At 42.1% G+C, this 22,871-nt stretch carries 25 protein-coding genes; 6 read left to right on the forward strand and 19 right to left on the reverse strand.

Features of this window, described 5'->3' with window-relative positions; translation table 11 throughout:
- Window positions 1-40 precede the first annotated feature (40 nt).
- The 5 genes from CHH48_RS16380 to CHH48_RS16400 form a co-directional block, all read right to left on the reverse strand.
- On the reverse strand, window positions 41-1,576 hold the full coding sequence (locus CHH48_RS16380; RefSeq protein WP_245840410.1) for a glycoside hydrolase family 32 protein: 1,536 nt from the start codon (window positions 1,574-1,576) through the stop codon (window positions 41-43).
- Window positions 1,577-1,685: 109 nt separating this feature from the next.
- Window positions 1,686-3,158, reverse strand: a complete 1,473-nt coding sequence (locus CHH48_RS16385) for a glycoside hydrolase family 68 protein (protein WP_095220392.1) — start codon at window positions 3,156-3,158, stop codon at window positions 1,686-1,688.
- A gap of 175 nt (window positions 3,159-3,333) precedes the next feature.
- Window positions 3,334-4,599, reverse strand: a complete 1,266-nt coding sequence (locus tag CHH48_RS16390; RefSeq protein WP_095220393.1) for an ABC transporter substrate-binding protein — start codon at window positions 4,597-4,599, stop codon at window positions 3,334-3,336.
- 5 nt (window positions 4,600-4,604) lie between these two features.
- Entirely contained in the window at window positions 4,605-5,771 is a 1,167-nt protein-coding gene (locus tag CHH48_RS16395; RefSeq protein ID WP_095220394.1) for a response regulator, read from the reverse strand.
- The gene (locus tag CHH48_RS16400; RefSeq protein WP_176466477.1) at window positions 5,768-7,495 is read right to left on the reverse strand and encodes a cache domain-containing sensor histidine kinase; all 1,728 of its coding nucleotides are present in this window, start codon (window positions 7,493-7,495) and stop codon (window positions 5,768-5,770) included. The genes CHH48_RS16395 and CHH48_RS16400 overlap by 4 nt, the downstream gene beginning before the upstream one ends.
- 265 nt (window positions 7,496-7,760) lie before the next feature.
- Here CHH48_RS16400 and CHH48_RS16405 point away from each other — a divergent pair, with 265 nt between their 5' ends.
- Window positions 7,761-8,654 carry a fructose bisphosphate aldolase gene (locus tag CHH48_RS16405; RefSeq protein ID WP_095220396.1) on the forward strand — a complete coding sequence of 298 codons (894 nt, stop codon included), beginning with the start codon at window positions 7,761-7,763 and terminating at the stop codon, window positions 8,652-8,654.
- A gap of 98 nt (window positions 8,655-8,752) precedes the next feature.
- On the opposite strand, the gene CHH48_RS16410 is transcribed toward CHH48_RS16405, so the two are convergent.
- The 12 genes from CHH48_RS16410 to CHH48_RS16465 form a co-directional block, all read right to left on the reverse strand.
- A complete protein-coding gene (locus CHH48_RS16410) occupies window positions 8,753-9,244 on the reverse strand; it encodes a MepB family protein (RefSeq protein ID WP_342747562.1) in 492 nt (163 codons plus the stop codon).
- Window positions 9,245-9,318: 74 nt separating this feature from the next.
- Window positions 9,319-9,963: a Bax inhibitor-1/YccA family protein gene (locus CHH48_RS16415; protein ID WP_428848891.1), complete on the reverse strand. Its 645-nt coding sequence runs from the start codon at window positions 9,961-9,963 to the stop codon at window positions 9,319-9,321.
- Between the two features lie 336 nt (window positions 9,964-10,299).
- Window positions 10,300-10,755, reverse strand: coding sequence for an immunity protein YezG family protein (locus CHH48_RS16420; RefSeq protein WP_095220397.1), 456 nt, complete (start codon window positions 10,753-10,755; stop codon window positions 10,300-10,302).
- 20 nt (window positions 10,756-10,775) lie between these two features.
- Window positions 10,776-12,515: a DNA/RNA non-specific endonuclease gene (locus tag CHH48_RS19840; protein ID WP_245840411.1), complete on the reverse strand. Its 1,740-nt coding sequence runs from the start codon at window positions 12,513-12,515 to the stop codon at window positions 10,776-10,778.
- Between the two features lie 3 nt (window positions 12,516-12,518).
- Window positions 12,519-12,827, reverse strand: a complete 309-nt coding sequence (locus tag CHH48_RS16430) for a hypothetical protein (protein ID WP_095220398.1) — start codon at window positions 12,825-12,827, stop codon at window positions 12,519-12,521.
- A complete protein-coding gene (locus CHH48_RS16435) occupies window positions 12,828-13,535 on the reverse strand; it encodes a DUF5081 family protein (protein ID WP_095220399.1) in 708 nt (235 codons plus the stop codon).
- Complete coding sequence (locus CHH48_RS16440; protein ID WP_095220400.1) at window positions 13,532-13,834, reverse strand: WXG100 family type VII secretion target; 303 nt, start codon at window positions 13,832-13,834, stop codon at window positions 13,532-13,534. Before CHH48_RS16440 ends, CHH48_RS16435 begins: the two co-directional genes overlap by 4 nt.
- A gap of 3 nt (window positions 13,835-13,837) precedes the next feature.
- Window positions 13,838-14,239: a chorismate synthase gene (locus CHH48_RS16445; RefSeq protein WP_095220401.1), complete on the reverse strand. Its 402-nt coding sequence runs from the start codon at window positions 14,237-14,239 to the stop codon at window positions 13,838-13,840.
- A 241-nt stretch (window positions 14,240-14,480) separates the two neighbouring features.
- Window positions 14,481-14,846 (reverse strand): hypothetical protein, encoded by a 366-nt coding sequence (locus tag CHH48_RS16450; protein WP_095220402.1) that lies wholly within the window; start codon window positions 14,844-14,846, stop codon window positions 14,481-14,483.
- A 13-nt stretch (window positions 14,847-14,859) separates the two neighbouring features.
- Entirely contained in the window at window positions 14,860-15,144 is a 285-nt protein-coding gene (locus CHH48_RS16455) for a YwqI/YxiC family protein (RefSeq protein WP_095220403.1), read from the reverse strand.
- Entirely contained in the window at window positions 15,141-15,557 is a 417-nt protein-coding gene (locus CHH48_RS16460) for a YwqH-like family protein (protein ID WP_176466478.1), read from the reverse strand. The genes CHH48_RS16455 and CHH48_RS16460 overlap by 4 nt, the downstream gene beginning before the upstream one ends.
- A 166-nt stretch (window positions 15,558-15,723) precedes the next feature.
- Window positions 15,724-16,167: a hypothetical protein gene (locus CHH48_RS16465; RefSeq protein WP_095220405.1), complete on the reverse strand. Its 444-nt coding sequence runs from the start codon at window positions 16,165-16,167 to the stop codon at window positions 15,724-15,726.
- Between the two features lie 321 nt (window positions 16,168-16,488).
- Between CHH48_RS16465 and CHH48_RS16470 the strand changes: the two genes are divergently transcribed.
- From CHH48_RS16470 to CHH48_RS16490, 5 genes are all read left to right on the forward strand, one after another.
- The gene (locus CHH48_RS16470) at window positions 16,489-16,767 is read left to right on the forward strand and encodes a YwqI/YxiC family protein (RefSeq protein ID WP_095220406.1); all 279 of its coding nucleotides are present in this window, start codon (window positions 16,489-16,491) and stop codon (window positions 16,765-16,767) included.
- A gap of 20 nt (window positions 16,768-16,787) precedes the next feature.
- Window positions 16,788-18,392 (forward strand): LXG domain-containing protein, encoded by a 1,605-nt coding sequence (locus CHH48_RS16475; protein WP_095220407.1) that lies wholly within the window; start codon window positions 16,788-16,790, stop codon window positions 18,390-18,392.
- A gap of 5 nt (window positions 18,393-18,397) precedes the next feature.
- Window positions 18,398-19,042, forward strand: a complete 645-nt coding sequence (locus CHH48_RS19970) for a DUF443 family protein (protein ID WP_095220408.1) — start codon at window positions 18,398-18,400, stop codon at window positions 19,040-19,042.
- A 98-nt stretch (window positions 19,043-19,140) separates the two neighbouring features.
- Entirely contained in the window at window positions 19,141-19,437 is a 297-nt protein-coding gene (locus CHH48_RS16485; RefSeq protein WP_095220409.1) for a DUF4176 domain-containing protein, read from the forward strand.
- A 213-nt stretch (window positions 19,438-19,650) separates the two neighbouring features.
- Entirely contained in the window at window positions 19,651-20,145 is a 495-nt protein-coding gene (locus CHH48_RS16490) for a hypothetical protein (RefSeq protein WP_095220410.1), read from the forward strand.
- Window positions 20,146-20,208: 63 nt separating this feature from the next.
- On the opposite strand, the gene CHH48_RS16495 is transcribed toward CHH48_RS16490, so the two are convergent.
- A complete protein-coding gene (locus tag CHH48_RS16495) occupies window positions 20,209-21,477 on the reverse strand; it encodes a cytosine deaminase (RefSeq protein WP_095220411.1) in 1,269 nt (422 codons plus the stop codon).
- The gene (gene codB / locus CHH48_RS16500; RefSeq protein ID WP_095220412.1) at window positions 21,474-22,748 is read right to left on the reverse strand and encodes a cytosine permease; all 1,275 of its coding nucleotides are present in this window, start codon (window positions 22,746-22,748) and stop codon (window positions 21,474-21,476) included. The genes CHH48_RS16495 and codB overlap by 4 nt, the downstream gene beginning before the upstream one ends.
- Window positions 22,749-22,871: the final 123 nt, after the last annotated feature.

Genomic DNA, 22,871 nt, shown 5'->3' on the forward strand with positions numbered 1-22,871 from the left:
TAATGGGAATTTAGTTATGTCCCAGCCTTTTTTCAAAAAATTATTGTGATTTGCTTATTCTCTTTATAGAAATATTATCAAACTTAGCACTGCCATCTTCAGCATACAAACTAATCGTTTGATCCTGTGGGTGAGGGAATACGACATTACTGTGTACAACCTCCCCATCATCAACAAACACTTCTACACTTGTTTTATCTACAAGGATTGTGACATGCGCTTGCTTCTTTTCGGTATCAAATGGTGCCTTGCTTTCTTGATAGGCACCTTCTTGATCCGGATTAGGAATGTGGCTTCTATTTACATAAGAATAGCCTGCAGCACCAGCGATACCTACATCCAGGTGACGGGAGTGATCTTTTGATTCCCGTAACCGCAACCCAACGTTTGGGCTTTCTACCCACGAAATGTCAGCATCCAATTGATACGTCTCTGCTGAAATATCCAAGGTTTGCGTCTCATTTTGAAGACTTATATTCTCAACTGTGTCCGATGATTGAAAATGCTGATCCAGCGCAGCAATCGGCTGGGAAGCAAGATAATAACCATCTCGACCTTGCTGCAATGTGATTTCCCTGACAATGGAGTCTGTACCATTGAATCCATCATATTTCATCGAAGGTGTTTGATCGGCATATGACCAATTATTCATCCAAGCAAGTGCATATCGCTTCGCTTGCTTATCTTCTGATGGACCATCCTCAAAGGTGATCCCGCCATACCAGTCAAAACCGTAATCAAGCCATTTGGGATTATCTTCATCCGGCGTAAAAGCTGCCCCGTCAAAGCTTCCAGTCCAGTAGGCATAGGTTTTCGGTTCACCTTTGCCCTCTCCATTCGCGCTCATACCAAGTACATATTTAACCGTCCCATCAGGTGCGCGCAGCTGGAATAGATCCGGACATTCAAGTACTCCAATCCCATCAGTCTGAAAATCTCCAGTGAATGTCCAGGTTTTCAAGTCAGCAGATTCGTAAAACCCGATTTTATCTCCCTCTGCCAGAAGCATGATCCAATCATTCTTTTCTTCATTCCATATCACTTTAGGATCACGAAAATCCTCCGCATCAGGATTAGTAAGTACCGGTTCCTCACTTTCCTGCTTAAAGGTATTCCCTCCATCTGTGCTATACCAGAGGTATTGTTCCTGTTGCCCAGTCTCTCCTGTCGGCTGGGTAACAATCGCAATAAGCGCACCTTCACCAAAACCGGCTGTATTGTTCTTATCGTGAACGACAGATCCTGTCCACGGATCACCGTTTTCTGTCGTATATTTCGGAATTGCGACTCCATGATCTTCCCAATGAATCAAATCCTTTGAAGTTGCATGCCGCCATTCCGTGCCATTGCCATCGGGGTAGTCTTTATTGTAGAGATAGTAATAGTGGTATTTGCCTTGATAGTAAATCGGCTGCTGCGGATCATTCTTCCATTTGTCAGGTGAGCTGAAATGGAAATCAGGTCGATATGAGATAGTTTGCGCCTTCCCGGGGTTTTGTTTTTCAGTCTTTTTCTCATTCATTAACACAGAAACTGCGATTACTGCGACAACGAGCAAAATTATCACACCAAGCATCATCCACCTCTTTTTCGAAAATCTATTTAACATATTGTCACCACACTTTTATTTAAAATAGATGAAAAGGAAATGCCATAATGCTGACATTTCCTTTTCTTATTTTGAATTATTCCTCTTCGTACGTGATTTGACCTTGCTCCAAGATACCATCTTCCACTACAGAAGAGCGTTTGCCATCGATATCAAGCAAGAACGAAGGAGCAAATGTAGATTTATGGTCCTGGAAGAAACCGCGGTTCGTCATGTAGCTAGTTACGACGAAGTCATCCGTTTCTTTTTGCGGAATCACATAATGTGCATATGTCCAAGTCAGATCATTTGGATCCAAGTCCTGATGAAGAACAATACCTGATTTGTTCATTGGCTTATATGGGCCAGTTAAGCTATTCGAAACATAGCCAAGCATATAGATATCTTCATCATCGATGCCATCGATTGTCATTTTGGCACCCCGCGAGCTTGTGAATAAGTAGAACTTGCCATCTTTTTTGAAGATATTCGGACGCTCGATCTCATCTGTTACCGTATTGGAAACAACGAGTGGTTTCATTTCTTTTTTCAGTGTGTAATCATCATTGATTTCCACAATACCAATTGCACCGTTAGCAAGCTCTGCAGTCTCTTTCTTACCGCCATTTTGGAGTTGTTTGAATTCATCTCTGAAGAATTTCATACCACCTTTGCCATAGTACGCACGGTTATATAAAGAATCTTCCCCAGAATATCCAAACTCAGTACCTGTATTCGCTTCGAAAACTAAGTACTTCTTGCCTTTATCTTCGATATAATGCGGATCACGCAAGGTGTGGTTGTTCGCGAAATTGCGATCTTCAAAGGCTTTATCAACATTTTCATATGTTTCACCGTCGCCGCCGTCATAGATGGACTTATAATCCTCTACGCCGTCCACTTGCAAACTGCTTGCATCCTTTTCAGACACGTTCACCTGCGCCGTCGTCAGTGTCTGTTTACCGAAAATACCTTTGCTTTCATCAAAGCCGCCGCGGTTCGTATAGAATAAGCGGATTTCTCCATCGATGAAGGCAGCCGAACCAGACCACTCCTCTTGCTGACCAGCCAGAATCTTATCACCATTGAATTTATCATTATCATCAAATACACGACCGGCATTTTTCCATGCATCAACGGAATCATCGCCTGACTTTTTATAGAACATATAGATGAATGTGTCACCTGCATTTTTCGGATCTCCAGCTAGCCCAAAAACAATTTGGTATCCATTATAATCCGCTACTGTACCGTCCGGGTTTTGGAGCGGCCATGTGTCCCATACATCCATTTTAATTTCATTGCCATTTTCATCGATCTTTGTAGCCGACTCGATATTCTTGATAGAAGAAGCATCAAAGCTAGGAACAGTATACCGTTCGTCCCCGTGCTGCCCGATCATTTCCTTCATGTCATGACGTGTGATTTGTGATGTACCATACGTTTCTTTGTACGGCTTCACATTTCCACCCTCATTGTTCGCCGAAGCCACTGTCAGACTGCTACCCAGCACCAACGCTGCACTCAGTGAAACGACACTTGCTTTTAACGCCCGTTTCCGAAATTTCATCCCGTATTCCTCCTATGTATGATTGCTAATCCCTGTAAGGCAAGTCTTGGCAAACCCGCCTTACGAGCTCAGTATAGGACAGGAAAACAAAAACAGGGATGGTTTATCTTGATCTTCTTTTTGTCTAAAATTGATATCCACACAAAAAGTCCCTCCTGTTAGAGGGACTTCTACACTAGTGCGATGAACTATTTTGCTGCCACGCATGATTCAAGTCCTGCAGCGCGTCCTGCTTGGACATCTCTTCATTCACGTATTGTTTCAGGATTCGGCCAAAAGCATCCTTCATTGGTGGCGAGTAAGAGGACCAATTAAAGTTCCGACGTTCCTGCTGATCATATCGCCTCCACGTGTCTCCGCTCAGGCTGGTTTCAGGCGGCTGTACAGAGCGGAATGCCGAGACGAAGCGAAGGTGCTCTGTTTGATATGCTTGCCCTTCTTCTGATTCTGCCATCCATTTCAGAAACCGCTTTGCCTCCCGTTTTTCAGCTGCCCCGGATTGCTTGTTGACGACCCAATAACTCGGCACACCCGTGACCAGCTGAGCATTTCCTCCGTCATCAAGTGGTATCGGAAACATTCCTGCATCCAAATCCGGAGCTTGTTTTGCCAACAGCGGCTCGACCCAATTCCCCTGCACAATCATGGCTGCCTCTCCTTGTTGGAACACTTCCATCTCAGCGTAATAATCTGTCGTTGCAGCATGAGGGCTACCATAAGCAAGTGTAAGATCAAGAAAACGCAGCATGTTCTGAAAGCTATTATTATCAGCAAAGCTTGCCTTACCTTCTGTCAGGTCCGACATGAACGCTTCAGGATCAGACTGCTCAGCGAAAGCTAAACTTGTCAAATGATGACCTAGCTTCCATTCCTCATAATAGCCATTCGCAAAAGGCGTCACACCAATCTTTTTGAGCTGAGACGCCACTTTCTCCAGTTCTGTATATGTATCAGGAAGCTCGTTGATACCAGCTTTTCGAAATAACGCCTTATTATAAACGATGCCGAATCCCTCAATATTCATCGGCATACCATACACCTTCCCACCCTCAGTAATGGGGTCGAGTGTACCATCCCGAGCATCAAATACCCACGATTCCTCGCTCAGATCCTCCAAGTAACGGATCCACTCTTCTGTAGCAGAATAGCCGACATTGGTGAAGATGTCCGGGCCTTCACCAATTGCCATTTGTGTTTTCAAATCAGAGAAATCATCTGAAATACCACCAACGGTTTCCACCTGGATACGAACATGGGGATGTGTTTTTTCATACATGCTAACCATGTCCTCAAACTCGGAAGCAACCTCCACCTTCGGATTACGAATTGTAAGGCTGACTGTTTGCTCTGCTTGCTCTTCCTCTTTTTCTGGCGGCATGTTACTGGCGGAAAGCAGCAGCAAAAGGACCGCAAGAAAACCGTAAAACAGTTTCTTCCTCATTATAATTATCTCGCCCCCTGCTCTTTACACTCAGTTCTATATGCAGTCGGGGTTAACCCAGTCTCTTTTTTGAATAGCTTCGAGAAATACACTTCATCTTGATAGCCGAGCAGCCTGGCTATGTCATACATTGTTTTGTTGGTTTGCTCGAGCCATTGCTTAGCCTGCTTCATTCGGCAGTTCGTCACATATCGGGATAATGTCATGCCGGTTTCTTGCTTGAATTTCCGTGAAATATGCTCTTTTGACAGAAAGAAAAGCTTCGATAAACGCTCCAAGCTTACATCCTCCATGTAGTAGCTCTCTACATATGCGACGATATCTTGACCACGCTGTTCACTTTCCAGCTCTACAAGTCTTCTGATAGTGCGATAACGATGCTCTGCCAGCTCCACTGTAAGCTGCTGGAAAACAGGAGCAATCTCCTCCTGAGAACGCAGCCGTTTTTGCACAATTCTTACTGGTAAATCCAGGTGATGACGCAGCCAATTCTCTATCTGCAGCCAATGGTCAGCTGCAGACAAAACAACGTACAAGTTATCCTCTTGCTGGAAACGGAATACATCACCAATTGCATATCGATGCAGCTCACTCGTCAGAGCCTCCATTACTTGGGCTGACTGATGCATATGATAAAAAGACAGCAATGTAAGATCGATTTCCTCTTCCTGTGGCAAAAGTTTTTGTAAAATGGAGAAATCCTTCAACTCTCCCATACACAATGCCGATACCTGCTTTTCCAAAAGCAGTCTTCTCGCATCCCCGAGAACCTCTGCTTCGTTTTTAAAAGACTGCTTATCAGCGATAATGGCTTGCGTTACATTCTCCAGCACCTTTGTAAAAGCCTCCGGATCAATTGGCTTCAGCAAATAATCAAAGCTGTTGAACTGAATAGCTTTCCGCATGAACTGGTAGTCATCATAACCAGTTACAAGGATGCATTTTCCTCGGTAGTCAGCAGCATGCAGCTGCTCCATCAGTTCGATTCCGCTCATACGCGGCATCTTGATATCAGTGAAAATGATTTCCGGCTGCTCCGATGCAATCAGTTCAAGGGCCTCTTTCCCATCACCTGCCTCTAAAAGCACAGTTATGCCATTCTGCTCCCACTCACCAAGTGTGCGCAGCACCTCGCGCCCATTTTTTTCGTCATCCACGAGTAACGCCTTCATGCTTTCTGACCTCCCTGCTCCTCTGCCGGAATACAAATCGTGACTCCAAATCCTTTTCCGTCCAAATTACCAAGTTGAAACGCCGCTTTATCGCCATGATGAAGATGCAGACGCTCCGCGATATTTTGCAGCCCTGTTCCGCCAGCGACGCCCTCCTGCAGCAGACGAATTTCTTCGGCACTCACTGCTGCTCCGTAGCTAGCCGCGTTGAATATTATCACTCCGTCTTTTACCGTCCCTTTCAGGATAAAGCTGCTTTTATCTCGCATAGTCTCATAGCTATGCTTGAAATAATTTTCAACAAGCGGCTGCAGCAGCATGCTTGGTATTCTGTATTCCTGCACATTCTTCTCTACTTGAATAGTAATCGGTAAATCTGCTCCGAAACGTTCTTTTTGCAATGTGATATAGGAGTTGATGTAGTCAAGCTCGTCCCGCACCGGTACGAGCTGATCGGCCTGCAATGCATATCGCATCATTTTGGATAAGGTTACGAGCAGCTTGTACACTTCCCGGTCACCCGAGCGCAGTGCAACAGCTCCGATGGATTGCAATGCATTAAAAAGAAAATGAGGGTTTACTTGAGATTTGAGCATTCTTAGCTGACTCTCCCGCACCTCTAGCTCAAGCTTATATTCACGCGCAATATGAGTATCGATTCTATTCAGCATCTCCTGCATATGCGCAGCCAGATGGCCAATTTCATCTTTACGTTCTGTTTTGAGCCGGACGTTCATCTGACCGCCTTCTATGGATCGCACCTGCTCACTTAACGTAATAATCGGTTTTGTAAACACACGTGAAACAACAAGAACCAGTACAGTTCCTAAGAGGACAACGCCGATACCTAACACGACATTCGTCCAGGCCGTCTCCCTCGCATCACGGAACAACTCATCTTTTGATGTAACCTTGATCAGCTGCCAGTCCGCTAAAGGCTCCCCCAATTCCTCCCGAAGGACGATATTTTCACCCCCTGCTGCCATTTGTGATTCGTCCATATTTTTGCCGATCTGTTTCGAATCCTTGCTATAGATGATTTCCCCATTTCCGTTCACTAGTATAACCTGGGTTCCTGCTTCTCTCGTGACAGCCTCAAGCAGCCGCGAAAAAGATGTTACCTCTATATCAGTCGTCAGGAACCCAAGAAATTCTCCACTCAGAACGTCTGTTATCCTGTGCTGGATAGGCAAAACGATCGTATTGTCTGATTCCGGCACGATCGCCACTTTATCTTCATTTACCAATACATGCGGAGTTTCCAGCATGTAAGCTGTCTTGGACTCGTTCATCTCCCTGAATGGCGCACCCTCCAGATAATCCGGTGCTGGCTTTGGAGCACTGACATTTGATTGGTAGACTGTCAGCGCTTGCTGATCTTCTTGAAAATAAAACCGCAGCTGCCGGATATCCGGTCGGGTCGCCGCATACGTCTCCACACTATTCTCAAATGCCCGCACATGTTCTGTCGTTTCTTCCAGCATGCCATTCTCCAGTACCTGCTGGACCTCTGGCATATTGAACAAGCTGTAAGGCAGCCGGACCATCTCCTCTGCGTACTGTTCTAAATCAGCCCTGCTCTCATTTAACTCCTCTTGGCTTCTTGCCAAATCCCGCTCCTCGATACTCGATTTACTATTTTCATAAATAAAAATTACAAAGAGAAAATAAGGCAGAATGATGAATAAGAGCAACATGACGAATAACCGAGTCCTAATGCTCATGAATGCCCTTCCTTCCATACCGTCTGTTAAATAGTCAAACTTACCCTATAACATGCCCAACCGACCGTCAATCCAACTTAAGTTATACCAAAAAGTCCCGATAGACAGCGAAACACTGCTTTTACTTTCTTAAATGAGCTCCCGCAACCCGTGAATCCCGTTTTGGAAACCTTATCAAACATTTAATGTTAAAACACTGGATAAAAGGGAACAGTGAACATGGAGCATTTTTTCAGCTAAAAAACGAATCAAAGGAGTGGCAGATATGAACGACAAACAATTTGATATCATTAAAAACGGTAAAGGTTTTATCGCAGCATTGGATCAAAGCGGCGGCAGCACACCGAAAGCATTGGCAGAGTACGGTGTATCAGAGGATGCTTATTCAAATGAAGACGAGATGTTCAAGCTCGTCCATGACATGCGTACACGCATCATCACTTCCCCTGCATTCAACAAAGACAAGATTCTAGGAGCGATCCTATTTGAACAGACGATGGATCGAGAGGTCGAAGGCAAACACACTGGCGACTATCTTTGGGAAGAAAAAGGAATCGTACCTTTCTTAAAAGTCGATAAAGGCTTAGAAGAAGAAAAAGATGGCGTTCAGCTGATGAAACCAATTGATAACCTGAACGAAACACTCGGCCGCGCATCTGAAAGACATATCTTCGGAGCAAAAATGCGTTCGGTCATCAAAGAGCCTAACGTCAGCGGGATCAAAGCCGTTGTCGATCAGCAATTCGAAATCGGCAAAAGCATCATCGCAGCAGGCATCGTTCCAATCATTGAACCAGAAGTTAATATTCACAGTGAAGATAAAGAAAAATGCGAGGAAATCCTTCGGGATGAAATCTTCCGCCATCTGAACGATTTGTCTGAAGAAGAAAATGTCATGCTCAAGCTTTCCATCCCTACAGAAGCAAATCTTTATAAAGAACTTACCGAGCATCCACGCGTTGTCCGCGTCGTCGCTTTATCCGGCGGCTACTCCCGCGACGAAGCAAACGAAAAGCTGAAAGAAAACGAAGACGTAATCGCCAGCTTCTCCCGCGCTTTAGCAGCAGAGCTAAACTCAGGTCAGTCCCAGGAAGATTTTGATGCAGCATTGAAGGATGCGGTTGATACGATTTATGACGCGTCTGTTAATAAGAAGTAATAAAAAGACCGGAAAGCATTTATAGCTTTCCGGTCTTTTCTCAGTTTATCTTCTTTAAACATTAACTTTAGAATGAGGGTTAACATAAGAGTTATTTATTAATTGAAATACAATTCTTCTAATCTATCTTGATTTTGGTTAGTTGTTAAATCCACAAAAAAATTTTGTTGCCATTTTTGTGTTTGTTCAGCTGTTTTATTTAATTCTATTTCCCAAGAAGGATATACTCGTATTGCCATTTTCCCTTTAGTAGTATTACTACTCAAAATTCCTTTTTCTAATAGCTTGGATTTCGGGAATATAAATTGACCTTTAAGATTGTTATCTATTATTGAAATTATAATTTTATCGGGACTATCCGAGAAACTATAGGGTTGATTCTTATTATTTTCATCTTTTTTCCAGAATGCCACAAAGTAGCCTCTTTTTTTAGGTGTGGCTTTTGCTAAACGACTTCGATAGGTATTGTTCTCGATTTGGATCAACATTCCCTCGTAGTCTATATTTTGATTTTCTTTAACCACTTTAGTAAGTATAGAATTATCTAAAGTGGAAACGATTTTTTCTAATAACATCTGTGATTTCAGCAATTTAACTCCTCCTCATCTTAAGTAACTACAAAAAATGCCAGAGTCTCTATAAGAGATTTCTGGCATTTTATTTTTTAATCCTTCGACATAATTCCTAGGAACCGCAATAAATTCATGAACAAGTTGATAAAGTCCAAATACAAATTCAATGCCATTAGCGGGATCATCTCTTCTGTAACATGGTTCCTTGCCATTTGATTAAAATCATACAAGATGTAAAGTGAAAATACGATTGAACCAATGCCTGAGAAAACCAACAGTGTCGCATCACTATATGGAACAAAAATTCCGATCAAACCTGTAACGATCAACGCAATCAAGGCTACAAACAAGAACCCGCCAAGGAAAGAAAAATCTCTTTTCGATTTAACCCCTACAAGCGCCATCACTCCGAAGATAACAAACGTCGTCGTGAAAGCATACAGGACAATATTAGCTCCACCAATTGAAGCATAGTAAGCTACCGCCGGGTATGTCGTGATACCTGAAATGACAGCAAATATATAGATGAACGTATAGCTGACAGCCTTCTTCCTTCTTAGCCAGAAGGCAGCAATTAGCATACCTAATTCCACTACGATTAATGGCAAAATAAGCACAGGTGGCACAAAATTACCAGCATAGATCCCGAGCGTCGCCAATAATAGCGTCATCAAGAATGTCTGCAGCACCTTCTGCATGATTGTTTTTTGATTCGATATTGCGTATTCCAAGTTCATCTCTCCAGTTTCTAAAGATATTGTTATATCTTGTACGCATCGAATCCCCAAAGGTTTCATAGTAAAACAGTTTCTTTATTTCTTTTTTTGTTGATAATTCCATTTAAAATCTCTTTAAAAGACTTTATGAAATGTCTAATAACAATATAAAAAAGCGCCTATTATTGATTAATAAGCACTTTCGTTACTATTCAGGATGCATATAGAGACTGGTCCCGTTCAGCTTGTTATTAATATAAGCTAGGTTTCGCTCACATTATTTAGTCTCCCTGAAAAGTTGTTTTAAGTTATAGAAATCCTGCTCTTAATAAAATCAAGCAAACACCTAATAGCATATCAAAGATTATTATCTTGTATCTCCTCAAACCATTCATCAGCAATATGATCAGCCGTTTTTACTTCATCATTTGAATATACTAAATCATACTTGTATTCAGCCTTGAAATTTCCATTCTTAACATCATATATTAATTTCATTTCTGTCGGTATGTCTCTTCCATATTCTTTGCACAATACTTCAATCTTCTCGATATCTTCATTTATTATTTGTAATACCGTTAACATTCGTTCTGGAGATACATCATAACCTTCATCCCCGGTTTCCAAGGCATCATTTACTTTATGACATTCTACATACTTATTATTAATTAAATAGAAGAAGCTACTTGAGATAATTCCTCCTTCATGTGAAGCATAAACGTATACTTTATCCGCTCTATCTTCCACGTACTCCAAACAAATAGAAATCATATCGGATTGTAATTCGGTAAACTTATCTTCAAATTCTTTCATTCAAATATTCACTCCTTTAATTAGTTTTTGATAATTTTTGAACCTGGCTTACCATCAATAAAGTAATTGACTATAAATTTATCAGGTCTCGGATCATTTCCAGAGTATATTATTTTAACATCAACTTTCACAGCTTTTGGTGGTACTTCACTTAAAGCAGTTGCCCATTCAGCTTCAATTTTTTTATATTCTCTTAGGTTAACATCAGATAATTGCGACACCAAATTATCAATTTTAGGTGACCCCCCGAACCTATCACCAGCCAAATGACCTGCGTGATCCTGACCCTTAACCTTACCCAGTGTATTCTTACTATGCGGCAATCTATCTTCTCTTGTGGTTAATTGTAATTTATCCGTCTCAAATTTTGTAATTCTTCCCGCAGTATCAGTTTCATAAAAGTAATCATACTCGCCTGTTTGATACCTAATATTCGGCTTTAGTCTGTTTCTTCTTCCATTCGTAAACTGTTGCCCTTTTTCCACAACTGTTTTTACATCACTTACTCCCGCATTACCTGCACCCGTAATCCTAGGAGATCCAAGTCGACTCGCTACTTTTACTGCACCCTCCTCAAGCTTATTAAAATTACCAGAAGACGCAAGCATTAAACCATTATCCGCAACAGCGCCAACTTGAGGAAACATATTTAAAACCCTAGTTATACCCGAATCCCCCATTTGTGCAATTCTTACGGCCTCTTCTCCTAGTTTGTTTTTTAGAATGTTTGTAGTATTAGTAACCGTGTGAGCAGCACTCCGTAATCTTGTGGAAGTTTGCTGACCTGCTGTCCCTACTAATCTCAATACCTGTGATGTTTGATTAGAAATGTTGTCGGTGAGGGAGGAGCTAAGCTTAGTTTTATTTAGCAAGCTCCCTAAATCCACCACTCTGCTTGTCGTACGTGCCGTTCCTGTAAAGCTGGTCACCGCACTTCCTATAGGCAGAACATCAAGCGGCGCAAGTAAACCCCTCGTCCATCGTTCCGAAGTGTCTAACTCCCGCCCGGAAGCCCAATCCTGACCAGAAATAGCACTTCCCATCTCCACTGTTGCATAAGCTGCTCCTAGTACAGCACCAGCTGGCGGGCACACAACTGTTACACCAACGATAACGACTAAAGCTGCAATGTTCACCCAAAACTCTTTTGTAAACTGCCCGTCCTCAATAGATTCATATTCAAAGGCACGTGTATTGACGGCAGCGGTGCGGTAATCCTCGTAGCTGATGTCTTCATCGGGGTTCTGTACTTTCCATTTTTCAAAAGAGGCTTTGATTTGATCGGCATAATAGTTATCTCCGCTCAGTATATCATCGATTGTGATTTCTGTTTTCTCCGTTTCGTATTCCTGATAGGAGCCGTAATAAGAGATAGGTATCGTTTCCGTCGCACCGATATGGTTCGAGGTCGTGTAGTTGGAGATGGAAGAATCTCGTACTTTCTGGACAAAGGCATCGATATCTTCAAAGAAGGGCTGATCGATTGTATCCTCTACAATATCCCCCACACTTCCACTGAAATCCTCCAGCACTTTGAAGTCCTCAAACAATCGCTGATACTTATCCTTATCGCTTGTATAAGAAAACGAGACAACACCATCGGAATCATACTTCGCCACCTTCTCACTTGCTTCGTCCAAGTTGTCCGTAATGTCCTTCATCGTATCGATCATGCCTTTACCCCAGACACCCAGACCGATCAAGTTACGAAGACTATCTTTCGTTTTATCCCATTGACTGCTTCGGTATTTTACATCCACGTATTACACCTCCAATGCATCGATGATTTTCAGGGCAATAGCTTCGTCTGTCTCGATCATCGTGTTTAGGGTTTCAATCACCAAGGAGGAGATGCGTGCATAGTGATCCTGCAGCTCCATGAACTTATCATTTGCTTCGGGATATGCTTCGATTGCCTCCATCGCTTTTCCTTCTTGATAGAATTTCGTGTTTTTTATATTCTCGATTGCAGGCACTGCGTTCGACTGAAGATCTTCCATAATAGCCATGAGCTGCTTATACATATCGGTAATCTCGATTGGATCAACCGTGATTTTCCCACTAGCCGCCATCTATCTTACCCCCTCTTTCTGTCGATACGGGAAGTCCAACGCATCGAACAGTACCTTCATAAACCAGTACTGGCTTGCGTGGTAGTAGTGTTTCTCGGTCGTATCAATCATAATCAGCTTGGCATCCTTAGAGAGCACGAGCCATTGCTGATAGTAATTCGGGTTGCTGGCAATCTGAGGCTTCACGCGTGGATGGAAAAGTTCAATATTGGCGATATCATTCGTTACACCGAGCTCATTGATCGCAGCCTTTTCCTCATCTGGCAGCTCGCGCCGCAGGAAATTCTTTTCTCCTTCGGCAGGTTCACGGTTCAGAAGCGGGACTTTTTCGCTGAGGAGCTTCAGTACAAGCGGCTTGGCCATTACATAGAGTTTATATGTCTTTTCATACGTCTCCACGAGGATGATCACTTCTTCTGCCTGCTTCTCCCGGAAGGCGAACATAAGGTTATTGATCCGCACATATTTTTGGCTGAAGAAGTATTCATACAACGTCTTAATGATTACCGCACCCGATTTCGTCAGCTTGCCTTCTTCTGTAAAAATACCTTTCTGGATCAAGCGCTTATGCGCCTGGCTCCAAGGTTCTTCCCCCTGCAGCTGATATATTTTCTTATCAGGCAGGCCAAATAAAGCCTCTGCATCAAATGCCGCAGCGAGTAAATAGAGCTCGGTCACATGAAAGGTATCCCTATCTGTTTGCGTCATAGGCTTTTCACTTCCTTCACCAAATTATGGCTTTGGAAATCAGATTGATAATCCTCTATATTATCCAGTGCCTTCTTTTGCAAAGAAGCTGCATCCTTGAGATCGGCATGATACTGAAGCAGCAGCTCCAAGTAAGCAAGGAAGCTATCACGTGACTTTCCTTCCCATTTGGATCCTTGTACGAGCGAAAGCAGGGCTTCACCTTGTGCATAGGTGTTATCCAGTGATTCCTTCAGCTTCGCCGCTGACGATTTGGCTGTATTCAAGTCAGCTTGATCGATGATTACATCCTTCGCCATAGCTTAGTCCTCCTTCGCCTCTTCGATTGCTTTACGCTTATAATGGAGATACCGTTCGTATGCTCGGTCACTCGCCGTGACGAGCTTGCTGCGATATTCCTTTTCGTTATCCAAGTAATCCGTCAGCTTTTTATCAAGCCGTTCCTGCGCTGGTATGAAGTCATTACTCGGAATAGCATCCTCCGCCATACACGGCACGCTCCCCTTATAGGAAGAAAAATAAGACTCCGCTTCGCTCACCAGCTTGTCATGCTCTGCTTTTGCTTCTTCCAGCTCGTTATACAGCTTCAGGTAGTCATCTCTTTTTGCTTCCGTGTCTGTCTTGAACCATAAAAATGCCATTGTTTCAGTCCTTTCCGCCACCGGATTCGCTTCTCTGTTTTCAGTAAGCCAATGAAAAACCATTTATATCCACTTATCTTCATTCATTCTATTATGAATTGCACCTGTATCAACGATCCTCTCTCAAAATGCGCCAAAGCTACTAACAAGAAAAATGCAGAAACATGCCATTGGTAACACAAAGACTGATGTAATGCAGGAATAAAGATACAAACGTCCAATAAACAACAAAAGCCAGTGATTTTGTACTTCACTGGCTTTTGTTTATCTACGTTGACACATCAACTAGCAGATTCGTATTCTTCTATTTAACTTTTATTAATTGGAACCAATTTTTTGAACTATAAATAATACAGACAAAAAAGAGGATGACTGCCAATGCAGTAATAATTGGCGAGAGAATGACACCAAGAATCAAGCAGACGATCGCAGCCAGAAGGAGGAGCACTGCAACTGTATTGATTCTTACCTCTAAATTAGCGTCATCAACTACTTCCATTTCCTTGCTGCCAAAGAACCACTGCTTAGCCTTCAGCTTTACAGACTCGCTCGATTTGAAAGTTGTATCCTCATTATTGCCGAGTTTCGCAGCATACTGGCCATTTACAATTACTGCAACCTTAGCTAACCCACCCATCATGCCTGTATTACGCTTCACATGAATCGCCATGCCGTGATCGCTCCTATCCTATTGTAAAAACATCAATCACTTCAGCCATTGCCTGCTCAAATTTCTCAAGCGAATCCACAGCATCTTGGCTGGCCTCCACATGCTGCAGAGCCATCTGTTGATAATCTTGTATAAGGCTATTCAGCGATACATTAATATCATTAATCTTCGCTTGAACATCAAGCATCTCCCGGCCACTGCCTCTATCTAGTTTTCCAGATTGGAAATCAGTCAGGGTGTTTTGGAGATCCGTCAGCTTCTGTTGAACATGATCTGCTTTTAAGATGATTTCACTCATGACTGCAGCTCCTTCTTCCTATCTGCACGCAGCCGATCTAATGAACTTTGTTTTGATGCCATTTGCATCTGACATGAATCAATCTCAGCAACAAGCATGCCCTTCGCCTGCTCTAACGCCTCCACAACTCGCTGCACCTCATCTTGAGACACATCCGTAAAGCTAGCCGACAGCTCTCCGTTACGGAAGGCATCAAACTTATCAGCAAGCTCTCCTTTCCACGTCTTCGCTGTCAAATCGATATCCCGCCAATATTTTCTGCTCTCTTCATAATCGCCTTGCAGGCCAGATATCTCCGAGATTGCACGTTCAAGGCGCTGTACTTCTTCTTGCTTTTGGAGCACTTGTCCACGCAACCCATTAATCGAACTGTTCATACTGCGGATTTGACTATCTATAGAAGCTAAAGACACTTTAATCATCCTCCTTGCTTTACATCACACCGCACAAAAACTTTATCACTACTACAGTAAAGGATTTCCAGCAAAAAATCTGTAAGACTTCTGCCTTGTTTTTCCAAAATACGACCGAATTGTAATGGTAAAAAGGTTGGGGATTTAAATATGAGACCGCTCTCATCTAGCTTTGGGGCACCTTAAATCTTTCTGCGAGGCAATCTATTAAATACTTTAAATTCTTCTCTTGGTTGGGGAGATTTTTTGGACTGCGTTTTCTTATTTGAAAAACATACTCACCATCATTCCCCTCACTCTTCATTGTTATAGTAGATTGCAGCCATCCATCTTTTATATCTAGATGCTGTACACTCCAAAAGCTAAAATACCAAGCCGCTATAGCTTTATCTGCTCTAAATAAATGCATCGGCACGATTAAGAGGCCTTCCTCTTCTATATCAATCACACAGTTTACTAACGATTTTTCTCCGTTTGCTTTTTTAATTAGCCCCATTATAGGGTGTGTCATCTTAAAATCCGATATTGGCCCCGAAGTGTCATCGGAATTATGCAAAACTAATTCTCGAAATGCTTCTTTTACCAATGATTCTGTGTATTTAAATTTCATTAGTCGTTCCTCCTCGTCAGTAGCTAAAGTACAACAGTCTTCAAGTCAGGACGTATGTATGATATCTGGAAAAGCCCTTAGCAGTTACCCACCATTTCCCCATCCATAACCATTTAAATCAAGATTATGTAATTATTTGGCATATAAACCCAACAAAACGGGTAATAGGTTAGCGTTCCAAGCCAAGAAGTGAGCATATAAAACTATTTCCCTAGTCATAGTCGGTAATTACTTGAGGAAAAAGGTACTTAATACTCTACAAAATGGAAATTGGATTCGTTAGGGTGAAAATAGCAGTTTTTTATGGAAAGGAGCCCTTTCATGAGCGGGGAAATTAAAATCAACCAAGCCGAGGCTCAAAAAGGCATCCAGGAAATGAGTGATGCCCTGCAAGCATTGCAAAAACAGCTTGGTGAAACAATGGAAGGTAATAAAGATATACGCATGAGTGATGTGTACAACGAAATCAAACAGGAATACGAAAACCTTCTCGTCCAGTTCATCACATTATTTCAAGATAACATAGTTGCTACAGAGACAGCGGTAAAGGAATTAGTCGAATTAGATCAAGCACTCGGCGATAATATCGCTTTAAAATAAACAGGTGAGGAGGACGTACGTTGAAAGAGTTCGCGGTAAAGGAGATTCACAAAGGTACGGAAACGTCTAAGCTAGATTTAGACACACTTTCCGAACAACTATCAAACCTTCAGCACAAAGTCAGAAATCTTTATAGCTTAGATGATGCCTTAAAAGGAGAAACAGGCAAGGCAATCCGTTCCTTCTACAACGAAATCCACACTCCCTTTCTCACCTTCCTGCTTCAATCCATGGAAGATTACAAAAACAGACTGGAGAACATGAAGAATGACGTTCAATCTTTTGAATCCAATCATCAAGGATACATAAGTGAAGGCTTTTTAGACGATGAGCTGCAACCTGGGCTTGATAAAGCTAAATCCAAGGTTGCGAGTGTCTCAGAGAATATTAATTCCGTATTATCCGGCGTGGCGGATATTAAATTTGTCGCTCAAATTAGTTATTCTGACTTTGAAACGTATATCGAAAAAGGCAAACGCCAAATAGATGAGGTCATTACTGATCTAGGCGAACTCGACAGCAAACACGCATCAAAGCTGCAGGAAACACAAAGTGATCTGAAGACAATGAAAAAGTATCTGTCTGAAATGACCACCGGAGTAAGCAGCGGCGCTATATCAATCAGTGAATTTGATACTGTATCGCTGCAGGATATGAATGCTTATAATAATATCATTCAGCAGAATTATGGGAATGGAAATATTGAGATCACGGAGGATAACATTGAGTATCTTCCTATGGCTGCGATCGCTGCTGCAACGGAGAAGGCAGAGAAAGGGATGGATGAAGGGTCTCTTACTATCCTTCAGCACGCGTACAAGAGCCTTCAACAGGGTGGTATAAGCAGAAAAGAATACAATGCGATTCTTTCTACAGCCACTAAGAAGAACGGATCTGATGATGAGAAGACCGATACATTTCTAGAATATTTGAGTAAGAATTTGGATAAGATCAGTCAGGACGTATCGAAAGATGTACTTCATAACAGTATTCAACAGTTAGGATTAGAAGCAAAACGGATAGGTAACTTTATTCAGGAACAAGCACTCAATAGAGGAATCCAGGGACCACCTGGACCTAGCAGCTTTATAATACCGGAAACAGAGGGAATGAATCGATCTCAATTATGGAATAAATATGGCGGCAAGCTAATATCTGGCGGTAAAGTTTTAGGGAAATTCTTTGCTTATGGAAGTGCTGCCTGGGGTTGGAGAGAAGATGTAACTCAAAAAGGTAAAACGCATGGTGAGGCTTTTATACACAACGGAGCATCTCTCGTAGTAGGTGCCGCGGCTGGATCTTTCGGTTCAACTGTAACAGCTGGAGCATTAACGTTCCTCGGAGTCTCTAATCCAGCGGGATGGGCCGTATTAGGCGGAATAGCTGCTGGTGTGGCTATATCAACCGGATTTAACTGGTTATATGATGAGAATATAGGAGGTATACAAGATAAGATGGATTACGTTGGAAACAAGATTGAGGATGGTATTAACTACACTGGTGAGAAATTAGGAGAAATAGGTGGAAACATAAAAGAATCAATCAGTGATGCAGCTAACAAGACTGGCGAGGCGATTGAATCCGGCCTAAATGCCATAAATCCTATGAATTGGGGTTGGAATTAAATTATATGAACTCTGAGTCAATTACAATTTTAAAGAATTTTAGATATAGCCTTATAAGAATAGAAGATCAATACTATATAGTAGATAGAGACAAGCCATTCCTATTAATATTCTTCCTACCATTTATTTACTGGTTCTTGCCTAAACGAGCGTTTCTTATTAGTGAACAATCAGCTAATCTCTTGCAAACTGTACCAAATAAAGACTCAAATAAGCCGATAGGGACTTTGTTAATTGCAGGTATCTCATTATTCCTAGCAAATCTTATTGAGCCTTTTCTCGACTATCTAAATATCAATATTACTCAGATAGCAGCATTATCAGTCACTTTATTAATTTTAATAATCATCACAACTATTAGATATATTATTAGTAACAAAAATAAGCAGTCATTGTTTAAACGATTAGATTTGGATGATGATGCCTATTATACATTTTGGATATGGCCAAAATCATTCAAAAATTCACTCTATTTACTATGTTTATTCTTATTTTTCGGAGCTTTTGCAGCAGTTTTTATGCTTACATTTATAAGTACCGGAAATACTTTTTTATTATTTGCTTATACCTTATGTTTGTTATTCCTAGTGTTTTCAAACATTTTGATAATACCTCCTGGCAAAAACACAATAAAGTTCCGAATTAAATAGCACATTTACTATATAAGAGTTTTTAGAAGATATACAATCACCCTATCTCAAAATAGAGCCGAAAACTCAAGAATAAACTTATTATAGGAGGAACTTTTATGCTACCAATTGGCTCAATCGTCTATTTAAACGAAGGAACAAGTAAACTAATGATCCTTAACCGCGGCCCTATCATTGAGCTCGACGGACAACAAAAAATGTTTGATTACTCAGCTTGCGTTTACCCTCAAGGACTGGTTGCTGATAGTGTCCTTTACTTTAATGAAGAGAACATTGACGAAGTGATTTTTGAAGGATTCAAAGATAGTGACGAGGATCGATTCCATTCGTTATATAAACAATGGATTGAGGAGAACGAGGTACAAAAAGGAATTGTAAGTGGTCCTTTGAAGTAAGAAGAAAAGCACCTCTGATTTAGGATACTCCCTGAATTAAGTGCTTTTTTTGTTAGTGTAAGCATTGTAATCTATGAAGACTTCATTAAACTGATTAATCCCCTTTCCAAGTAAAGATCCAGCTTTCAATCAAAACAAAAAGTTCACTTATGTCATACCCCCTCCCCTCGATATACTTAGCAAGTGTTTTTACACTGAGGGGATGAAGTTATTTTGCCTACAACGAAGAAAGAGAATATTATTTTTGGACTTATGATGTGTGTGGGGATGGTCGTGGGAATGACGATGTATAATTTGATTGTAAATGACTTAATTGGTGTGATTTCTCTACAGGGAATGCTTCTGCAATTCGCAATGGGATTTGTCATTGCTTTCCTATTAGAGTCCTTTATTGTTGGTCCGCTTGCTCATAAAGTCGCATTTTCACTACCTTTTGATAAATCCAAGCGGCTACCGGCAATTTTGGTGCTTTCCTGCTGTATGGTTGTCGGAATGGTGCTTTTCATGTCCGTATTTGGACTTGTTTCTTCTTATGCCGCCAATGGGTTAGATGGATCATCATGGCTTAGCAGCTACGGAACAATCGCACTGAAAAACTTTATCTTCGCGCTGCCTTTACAGCTTCTTATTGTTGGGCCAATCGTTCGTTTTGTATTTGGGAAATACATTCAGGGCGAGCCGGCGGTACAGGCCAGCCAAGCAGGTTAAAATAAATAAGAGATTGGAAATTATCCAATCTCTTATCCTTGTATAAGACTAACTTTAAAACTTTTACTTTCTAAATGTGACATTCTCCACTTTTTCACCAAATGTTAAAGTCGTTTCTCTCGGCTTAGTCTCCGCAATAACCTCACCATTCCGTACAGAATACAGAACAGCTGCTTGCTTCCTAATCGCTTCGTATTCATTCTCTGCTTCCAACACGATCAAGTTGGCAGGCTTTCCTTCTTCAATACCGTACTTCTCTTCGATATGCAATGTTCTTGCGCTGTTAGCTGTGATCATGTCGATGCTATTTACGATTTGGTCGTAGCCCATCAGTTGTGTGACGTGGATGCCCATGTGCAAGACTTGCAGCATGTTGCCTGTTCCTAATGGATACCACGGGTCAAAGATATCGTCATGGCCAAAGCTGACGTTGATTCCTGCTTCCTGAAGCTCTTTCACTCTTGTGATCCCTCTTCGTTTCGGATAGGTGTCAAAGCGTCCTTGCAGATGAATATTGACTAAAGGATTCGCCACCATGTTGATATTAGATAACTTCAGCAGGCGGAATAATTTAGATGTGTATGCATCATTATAAGAGCCCATTGCTGTGGTATGGCTAGCTGTTACGCGTTCGCCCATTCCGTAACGATGCGCCTCGGCTGCTACAACCTCGACAAATCGAGATTGTTCATCGTCGATTTCATCACAATGGATATCAACGAGACGGTCGTATTTTTCTGCTAAGCGGAAAGCAGTTTGTAAGGACTCCACGCCATATTCTCTCGTGAACTCATAGTGCGGGATGCCGCCAACAACATCTGCTCCCATGCGGAGTGATTCTTCCAGCAGTTCTTCTCCATTTGGATAAGATAGAATTCCTTCCTGCGGGAAAGCAACGAGCTGCAAGTCCACATATGACGCCATCTCTTCCTTTACTTCAAGTAGTGCCTTTAAAGCTGTTAATTCAGGATCCGTCACATCGACGTGCGTACGAACATGCTGAATCCCCTGTGCGATTTGCCATTTCAATGCTTGCTTCGCCCGTGTCTTTACATCCTCTAACGTAAGCAGCTCTTTTCGTTCCGCCCAGCGCTGAATTCCTTCAAATAGCGTCCCGCTTTCATTCCAGTTCGGCTCACCTGCAGTTAACGTCGTATCCAGGTGAATATGTGGTTCAATAAAGGGGGGCAGCACCAAGTTACCCTGCACATCCATGATTTGCTCGTCACGGTTTGCTTCGATTGATTGGGCTATTCTTTCAATCTTCCCTTCTATGATTTGTATTTGCCAAAGTCCTTCTCTATTTCTTAATTTCGCGTTAGTTATAATCATGATTCTGTCACCTTTTCCATATTAAGATTTAGTTTCGCTTCAGCTGATTTTGCCGCAATGACTGATAGAACCACATACACAGCCGCCGCACCAATTAATCCGTTCAACGGCGGGATTCCTGGTAGAAACTTTGCTGCTCCAGCTCCGATAACCCAAGCCGCCATTGCATTCCAATTCACAGCTTTAAAGGTCATTGTTTCAAATGCAGGATATTTCCCGCGGCGCACAATGAAATAGTCCGCAATCAAGATGGCCCCGATTGGCGGCAGCACAGACCCTAATGTTGTGAGAAAACCTGTAAAATTGTTATACAGCCACATAGCCAAAATTGTACCGATAATACCATTTACAATAACTACTTTATTTTTCTTGATTTTCGTAATGTTGGAGATTCCTAGACTTGCAGCATAAACAGCGTTATCGTTTGTCGTCCAAATATTCAATCCCAGCACGATAATTGCCGGTATGATAAGGCCTTGCATGAACATCACTTCTGCAATATCCGACTGGCCTGTAACGATTGCACCAATTGCACCGAACGCGAACATAAGGGAATTTCCGATAAGAAATGCGATAACAGTTGTAGAGACACCCACTTTCGGGCTTTTCGCAAATCGAGTGAAGTCAGGTGTTAACGTACCCCCGCTGATGAACGATCCCACACCGATTGTTAGTGCTGCCGCTACACCAAGCGCTTCAGTTGGCTTATGCTGCATAAGCGCATCCACCCCACCAATATCATTCACTGCTCCAAAAGCTGAATATCCGCCAAGGACAATTATTGCCGGCACTGCAATAAAGCTCAAAATCGTTAAAGCCTTCATTCCGAAGAAAGCGGTAGCTGTCATCAATACTCCAAAGAGGATGATCAATACAGAGGTGTCTATGCCTGTGACCTTTTGAACTGGCACAGCGAACATTGCCACTCCGACGCCAAACCAGCCAATTTGTGTAGCACTCAACAGGAAGGAAGATACATAAGAACCTTTTTCACCAAATGCATAGCGTGTTAATAAATGCGTAGAGAGGCCCGTTTTAGCTGAGATATAAGCAAGTGCCCCTGTATACACACCTAAAATCAAATTACCCGCCAACACAATCCAAATGAATTGCGTCATGGATAAACCAAGTCCCAACGTTCCTCCTGCTATCATACTCGCGGAGAAGAAGGTAAATCCAAGCATCACCATCAGCATTCTCCAAAAACCATTGCGATTTGACAGCGGCACTGCCCTTAGTGAAAAATCATGATCTATCTTTTTCTGTTCCATTTTAATTCCTCCTGTTTTAGTTAGACTAAAACTGGTACCGAGGAAAAAACAAAAGAGGCTTCCTGCCATCACTGACAGGAAGCCTCTTTAAACATGAGGATATAAGGGTATAGCTATCCCTAA

It is taken from the genome of Terribacillus saccharophilus (genome assembly GCF_002272075.1).
Lineage (GTDB): Bacteria > Bacillota > Bacilli > Bacillales > Amphibacillaceae > Terribacillus > Terribacillus saccharophilus_A.